This is a genomic window from Bradyrhizobium sp., from assembly GCF_019244115.1.
Classification (GTDB): Bacteria; Pseudomonadota; Alphaproteobacteria; order Rhizobiales; family Xanthobacteraceae; genus Bradyrhizobium.
Map to the genome: position 1 here is coordinate 1 of NZ_JAFATE010000421.1, position 6,313 is coordinate 6,313.

Consider the following 6,313-nt stretch of genomic DNA (forward strand, 5'->3'; position numbering starts at 1 on the left):
GGCATCGCGGTCCCTATGGCGGATGCCGTCCGATGTACAACTGTCCGCCCGGCTGGCATTCGGGTCCGTTCGGCCGCCGCTGCTTCCGCAACTGGTGAAGTGATAAGGCAGGGAGGATCCGCCCCACCCTGAATCCCTGCCACTTGCGGCGGTTAGGATGGCCGCGCCGATCTCCCCGGCGCGGCCATCGGTTTGCCGATGGCTTTCGACCTGCTACTTGCCGAGAAACTCGAGCACCAGTTCCCGGTATTGGTCGGGCGCTTCGAGAAACACCAGGTGCCCCGTATTGGCGACGATTTCCGCGCGGGCATTTTGCATCTTGGCCGCGAGCGTCACGGCGAGTTCGGCGTTCTGGCCCATCTTGGGCCGCAGCGCCTCCGGCGCATTGGCGCGTCCCGGCGCATTGTGATCGTCAGCGCCCATGATGAACAACGTCGGCAGAGCAAGCAGCGGGATTTCGTGCGCCACCGGCTCGCGATAGATCATCTGGCCGGAACTGACGAAAGCGCGCAGCCAGCGCGGATAGCCGGCGCTGGCCTTGATGTTGAAGCGCGCGTCGATGAACGGCGCCACCTGGTCCGGCGGCAGTTTGAGCGCGTAGTTCGTTTCAAGCTGCTTGCGGTAGCCTTCGGCCGTCAGGCGGTCCTCGGTCTCCATGATTTGTTCGGTTGGTGTCGGCGGCACGTAGAGGCGGTAGTCCTCGAGCCCGATCGGCGCAGTCAGCACCAGGCGCGTGACGCGATCCGGATAGGCACGCGCGATGCGCACGCCGAGCATGCCGCCCATCGAATGGGCGACGATGTCGGCCCTGTCGATCCCGAGGTGATCGAGCAGGGCCATGGTGTTGCGCGCCAGCGTGTCGAAATGCAACTCGCCCGAAGGCTTGGAGGATTTGCCAAACCCGATCTGGTCGGGCACCACGACACGGTAGCCGGCCGCAGTCAGCATCGTGATGACCGGCGCCCAATAGCTCGACGGAAAGTTGCGGCCGTGCAAGAGCACCACGGTGCGGCCGTTCGGCTGCTGCGGAGCTACGTCCATATAGGCCATGCGCAGCTGCTCGCCGTCATTGACCAGCGGCAGCAGGTTGACCGGATAGGGATAGGGAAAACCTTCGAGGTCGATGCCATAGGGCTCGCGCGGCGGAGCATCGGCGGCGAGGCCGGGCGCAACGGGCAAAGCGAGGAAGAAGGCGCAGGCGGCGCCGAAGAGAAGACGCTTCATTGATGTTTCCGATGCTGGACGGTTGCCATGGCCGGGCAAAAACGCGAAGCGCGCCTTCACGCAGATGCTCCGGCCACCTACGTCTGGAACCGCGCTTATAACGAAGACGTGGATGCCCGCGATAAGCGCGGAGATGACGAGTCCAACAACTGCGCGTGATCGTTTCAGGAACCGGCGTTGCCGAACAGCGCCGAAAACTGCTTCTCGCCCAGGCGGCTGAAATTGACGACGCGGCTGCCGGGGGTCGCGTCGCGGGCCGCCCATTTCAGTTCCGCAAAGCGCTGCATGAGCGCCGCGCCGAGCGTCCCGGCGAGATGATGGCGCCGCTCGCTCCAGTCGAGGCAGGCCTTGCAGACCGGACGGCGCGGATGTTTCAGCATATCGGGCCAGATCTGCAGCTTCTCGGCCAGGAAGCGCGTGCCCTCGGCGGTCAGTTCGATCTCCTGCTTCTTCTGCCGCACCAGTTGCTGCTCGCGCATGCTGTCCAGCATCTGCACGCCGAGATCGCCGGCGAGGTGGTCGTAGCAGATCCGGGCGCGCCGCAGCGCCGGTTCCTTCGGTCCGGTGCGCACGCGCATGTGGCCGGCGCGGGCGGCGAGTGCGCCAAGCCCCTCCAGCACGCCGCCGACATCGGGATCGGCGAGCCGGTAGTAGCGATGGCGGCCCTGCTTTTCCGCCTCGATCAGGCCGCCGGCCTCGAGCTTGGCGAGGTGCGAACTCGCCGTCTGCGGCGTGATGCCCGCTTCCTGCGCGAGCTCGCTCGCGGTCAGTGCGCGGCCGGAGAGCAGGGCAGTCAGCATGTTGGCGCGGGCGGGATCGCCGACCAGCGCGGCCACCATGGCGATATCGGGACCTGATTTCATGCTTCGATGATAGCCGAAGCATCGATGTGGAGCAAGGGGGTAGTGTCATCCACCGTCATTCCGGGGGGCGCGATCGCGCGAACCCGGAATCTCGAGATTCCGGGTTCGCCTCTTCGAGGCGGCCCGGAATGACGGCACTTCGTTTTCGCCGCTTGCGCTCGCCATGACGGCAATCAACACCGGAGTTCCTCACATGCCGATCACCGTTTTCATCCGCTATCAGATCGATCCATTCAAGCGCGCGCTGTTCGAGGAATATTCCAAGCGCTGGCTTGCCATCATTCCGCGCTGTGGCGGCGACCTGATCGGCTATTTCATGCCGCATGAGGGCACCAACAACATCGCCTTCGCGCTGATCTCCTTCGACAGTCTTGCGGCCTACGAGGCCTATCGGGCGCGGCTGCGCGCGGACAGCGAAGGCATGGCCAATTTCAGTTTCGCCGAGGCGGACAAGTTCATCCTGGCCGAGGAGCGGACTTTTTTGCGCAAGGTTGTGGGCTAGCTCATCCGCCACTATGTTGGCGTCAAGAAAAGTCCGAAGGGAGAGTGCCATGCCGCTGACAACTGCTGACAAACGCGCCAACTTTCGCAAGCTGCATGAGAGCGGCTGCTTCATCCTGCCGAACCCCGTCGATGTCGGCACCGCCAAGGCGCTCGCCCATCTCGGCTTCAAGGCGATCGCCTCGACCAGCGCGGGCTTCGCCTGGACGCTCGGCAAGGCCGACAACCGCGTCACGCTGGAGGAGGTGCTGGCCCATCTCGGCGCGATCAGCGCGGCAGTCGACGTTCCCGTCAATGCCGATTTCGAGGGTGGCTTTGCCCATGAGCCGGAAGGCGTCGAGGCCAATGTCGCGCGTGCGGTGAAGGCCGGCCTCGCCGGCCTGTCGATCGAGGATTCGACCGGCGAGAAGACGCGGCCGCTCTATGAACGCAACGTTGCGATCGAACGCATCAAGGCGGCGCGCAAGGCAATCGATGCCGACCATTCCGGCGTGCTGCTCACCGGCCGCTGCGAAGCTTTTCTGTGGGGACAGGCCGACCTCGCACTCGTGATCGATCGCCTGACGGCCTACGCCGAGGCCGGCGCCGACTGCCTCTATGCGCCGGGCATCAAGACCCGCGAGGACATCGCTTCCGTCGTCAAGGCGGTAGCGCCAAAACCGGTCAATCTCCTGATCGGGGCATCGGGCCTGTCGCGCGCCGAGGCCGAGGATCTCGGCGTGCGCCGGATCAGCGTCGGCGGAATGCTCGCGCGCAATGCGTGGGCCGGCTTCATGAAAGCGGCCAAGGAGATGGCGGAGCAGGGCACGTTCACCGACCTCGCGAACGGCTATCCCGGCGGCGAGCTGAACAAGCTGTTCGGCTGACCGTCGCTACACGACGTCCACAAAAAAACAATCAGCGCAGCGGGAATACCGGCTGCGCTGATTGTCGTTCTCAGCGGTGGTCGTTGTTCTGCTGCGGCGCCGGAGCGCCATTGTTGTCGGCCGGCTTGGCCGCACGGCTGGATTCGCTGCCGGCATTTTCCGATTGCGCTGGACGGTTCGTCGCACCGGTTGTCGTGCCCGGCGCCGCGTTGGGGCGGGGCGCGTCGCCCGGCGTGGCGGGCTGGGTCTGCGAGGTCTGCGTCGGCGGCGCGGTGCCGGCATTTTCCATGCCGCTGCGATTGAGGCCATAGAACACCGCCGCGAGCAGGATCGCGACGGCCAGCGCATACAGCGCGAGCCTGCCGCCGCCGGCGCGTCGTTCCTCCAGTTCAGGATCGACCTGCAGTCTATTGTCGAACTCGCGGGCACGACGCGTGTCGGCGTCGCCGGCGTGCGAGCGATAGGGATCGTCGGGATAGAGTGGATCGGACATGGCTGTTCCTCCGTTCGCTTGCCATGGCATTCGCGTACCAGCCTCCGGGACAATGACGGTCGCAGGCCGATGTTCCGGCCCTGTGCGCGCGCTTTCTGCGATCAGTGCAAATGAAAAGCGCAGCGATGAGACTCGCTGCGCTGATCAGGGACTCCACCGTTATTTGTTCGGCGCCGTTTGCGGCTGGGCCGGCTGGCTCGGCGCCGCGCCGGTCGTCATGCCCGGATCGGTGTTGGGCCGGCGCGGCGTGACGTCACGCATGCCGGGAGGGGCTGGCGGCAGTGCGCCCGGCTGGTTTTGCGCTGTCTGTGACGGCGGCGTGTTCGCCGCCTCGTTCACGTTCGAACGGCTGACGCCATAAAACACCGCGCCCATCAGCAGCGCCAGCGCGATCGCGACCAAGCCGATCTTGGCCCCGTCGTTGGATGTCCCTGCACTCTCCGGATCGAACCGCAGCGGATCGTTGAATCGCGGTTCGCGATCAAGATCGCTGTCGCCGAACCCCGGACGGGTGGGATCGTTCGGAATGTAGTCTTTCGGCATGAATAGGATCCTCCATCAGATGCGCTTACGATGAAGCGAAAAGCAGTCGCGCTCCACCGACGGAAAACGCGCCTCGATTGCGGGGCAATCGAATTGGGATTGCGCCTGGGATTGACAATTACGGGCATCCAGGATGGTTCCGGGAACCTCGGCCGCAAGCCGGGCTCCTGGTTCCACGCCATCGACTCATCAATTGGTTGCATCGTGTGGAACGCTTGAACGCGCGCAAACGTGATCTTGCGAGGACGCGATGTGGAACCTGCCGCCCGCCGATACCGTCCTGCATCTGCTCTCCTGGGTTGCGCTTGCGGCGCAAGCGATGACGGCGGCGCTTGCTGCGGGCCGCCGCAGCATGGATTGGGCCGGTGTCTGCATGCTCGGCTGTATTACCGCGCTCGGTGGTGGCACGATCCGTGATGTCCTGCTCGGACATTATCCGCTGCTCTGGGTCCGGTATCCGTCTTTCCTGGCGCTGACCGCGGTGGCCGCATTCCTGACCATCCCGATCGCGCGAACCGTGCATCGATTGAGCGCGGCCTTCCTGGTGCTCGATGCGATCGGGCTCGTCGTGTTCACGATGGCCGGCTGCGATGTGGCCTGGCAGATGGATGCCTCGCTGCCGATCGTGATCGTGGCCGGCATGATCACGGGATGCGCGGGCGGCGTGCTGCGCGACATCCTCTGCAACGACGTGCCGCTGCTGTTCCGCTCCGAACTTTACGCCAGTGTGTCCGTGGTGACCGGCCTGTTCTACGCCACCGCGTTCGGGCTAAAACTCTCGAACGACATCTGGACCGTGCTGACCTTCCTGCTGGGCCTGTCATTCCGCCTGCTCGCGGTCAGGTTCAAATGGGAAATGCCGAAATTCGTCTTCAGCGGCGATGAGCGTTGACGCAGTGCACAAGATACCGGCGGGAAGCGTTGCGGCGATTGAGGTGGTGCTGCCAGGGGGAGGACGCCGGAAGGTGCGGCAGGATGGCCATCATGCAATTGCGCATGCCCTCCAGCGGACGACACAAAGCGAAAAGCCTCGCCGTCTTCCGGCCATGAAATTGCGATTTGCGCGCGGCTGCCCGGGGCGCGTCAGATTTGTGATGCGCCGGTCGCGCTGCCGGACGTAAACTGCCAGGACTATGGTGCTATTGGCGTTGGCACGCCGCGTGAATAGCTAGATTTGGGCAGGGCCAAACGGCTTGGACAGAGGGCTGCAATGGGAATCAATCAGGGTCTGATCAGTCTCGACCAGAAATACACCGCGAGCACGGGTCACGTCTTCCTGACCGGCATCCAGGCCCTCGTGCGTCTGCCGATGGCCCAGATCCGGCGCGACCGCGCGATGGGTCTCAACACCGCCGGTCTCATCTCTGGCTATCGCGGTTCGCCGCTGGGCGGCTACGACCAGCAATTGTTCGCCGCGCGAAAACACCTCGAACAATACAACATCAAATTCCAGCCCGGCGTGAACGAGGATCTCGCCGCCACCGCGATCTGGGGCTCGCAGCAGCTCAACCTTTCCCCGGGCGCCAAATACGATGGCGTGGTCGGCATCTGGTACGGCAAGGGCCCCGGCGTCGACCGCTGCGGCGACGTCTTCCGCCACGGCAACACGGCAGGCTCCGCCAAGCACGGCGGCGTCTTGTGCCTCGCCGGCGACGACCACGGCGCAAAGTCCTCGACCGTCCCGCACCAGTCCGACCACGCCTTCATCTCCGCGCTGATGCCCTATCTCTATCCCTCCAGCATCCATGAGATGATCGAGATGGGCCTCTTGGGAATAGCGATGTCGCGCTATTCCGGCTGCTGGGTCGGCATGAAGGTCATTA

8 protein-coding genes and 1 pseudogene are annotated in these 6,313 nt (G+C 64.6%); 5 read left to right on the top strand and 4 right to left on the bottom strand.

Going from position 1 to position 6,313, the window contains the following annotated elements; all coding sequences use genetic code 11:
* Positions 1–213 precede the first annotated feature (213 nt).
* Complete coding sequence (locus JOZ76_RS18460; protein ID WP_291700510.1) at positions 214–1,224, bottom strand: alpha/beta fold hydrolase; 1,011 nt, start codon at positions 1,222–1,224, stop codon at positions 214–216.
* Between the two features lie 27 nt (positions 1,225–1,251).
* Between JOZ76_RS18460 and JOZ76_RS18465 the strand changes: the two genes are divergently transcribed.
* Positions 1,252–1,383, top strand: coding sequence for a hypothetical protein (locus tag JOZ76_RS18465; RefSeq protein WP_291700512.1), 132 nt, complete (start codon positions 1,252–1,254; stop codon positions 1,381–1,383).
* A gap of 5 nt (positions 1,384–1,388) precedes the next feature.
* Here the strand turns inward: JOZ76_RS18465 and JOZ76_RS18470 are convergent, their stop codons facing one another.
* Positions 1,389–2,087 (bottom strand): ArsR/SmtB family transcription factor, encoded by a 699-nt coding sequence (locus JOZ76_RS18470; RefSeq protein ID WP_291700514.1) that lies wholly within the window; start codon positions 2,085–2,087, stop codon positions 1,389–1,391.
* A gap of 193 nt (positions 2,088–2,280) precedes the next feature.
* Between JOZ76_RS18470 and JOZ76_RS18475 the strand changes: the two genes are divergently transcribed.
* Together JOZ76_RS18475 and JOZ76_RS18480 are read left to right on the top strand one after the other, a co-directional pair.
* On the top strand, positions 2,281–2,589 hold the full coding sequence (locus JOZ76_RS18475) for an NIPSNAP family protein (protein ID WP_291700516.1): 309 nt from the start codon (positions 2,281–2,283) through the stop codon (positions 2,587–2,589).
* Between the two features lie 49 nt (positions 2,590–2,638).
* The gene (locus tag JOZ76_RS18480; RefSeq protein ID WP_291700518.1) at positions 2,639–3,454 is read left to right on the top strand and encodes an isocitrate lyase/PEP mutase family protein; all 816 of its coding nucleotides are present in this window, start codon (positions 2,639–2,641) and stop codon (positions 3,452–3,454) included.
* A 70-nt stretch (positions 3,455–3,524) separates the two neighbouring features.
* On the opposite strand, the gene JOZ76_RS18485 is transcribed toward JOZ76_RS18480, so the two are convergent.
* Together JOZ76_RS18485 and JOZ76_RS18490 are read right to left on the bottom strand one after the other, a co-directional pair.
* Positions 3,525–3,947: a hypothetical protein gene (locus tag JOZ76_RS18485; protein ID WP_291700520.1), complete on the bottom strand. Its 423-nt coding sequence runs from the start codon at positions 3,945–3,947 to the stop codon at positions 3,525–3,527.
* A gap of 159 nt (positions 3,948–4,106) precedes the next feature.
* A complete protein-coding gene (locus tag JOZ76_RS18490) occupies positions 4,107–4,490 on the bottom strand; it encodes a hypothetical protein (protein WP_291700522.1) in 384 nt (127 codons plus the stop codon).
* A gap of 250 nt (positions 4,491–4,740) precedes the next feature.
* Between JOZ76_RS18490 and JOZ76_RS18495 the strand changes: the two genes are divergently transcribed.
* Both JOZ76_RS18495 and JOZ76_RS18500 read left to right on the top strand, forming a co-directional pair.
* The gene (locus JOZ76_RS18495) at positions 4,741–5,382 is read left to right on the top strand and encodes a trimeric intracellular cation channel family protein (protein ID WP_291700524.1); all 642 of its coding nucleotides are present in this window, start codon (positions 4,741–4,743) and stop codon (positions 5,380–5,382) included.
* A 318-nt stretch (positions 5,383–5,700) separates the two neighbouring features.
* Positions 5,701–6,313 (top strand): annotated as a pseudogene (locus JOZ76_RS18500) (indolepyruvate ferredoxin oxidoreductase family protein); the annotation flags it as partial.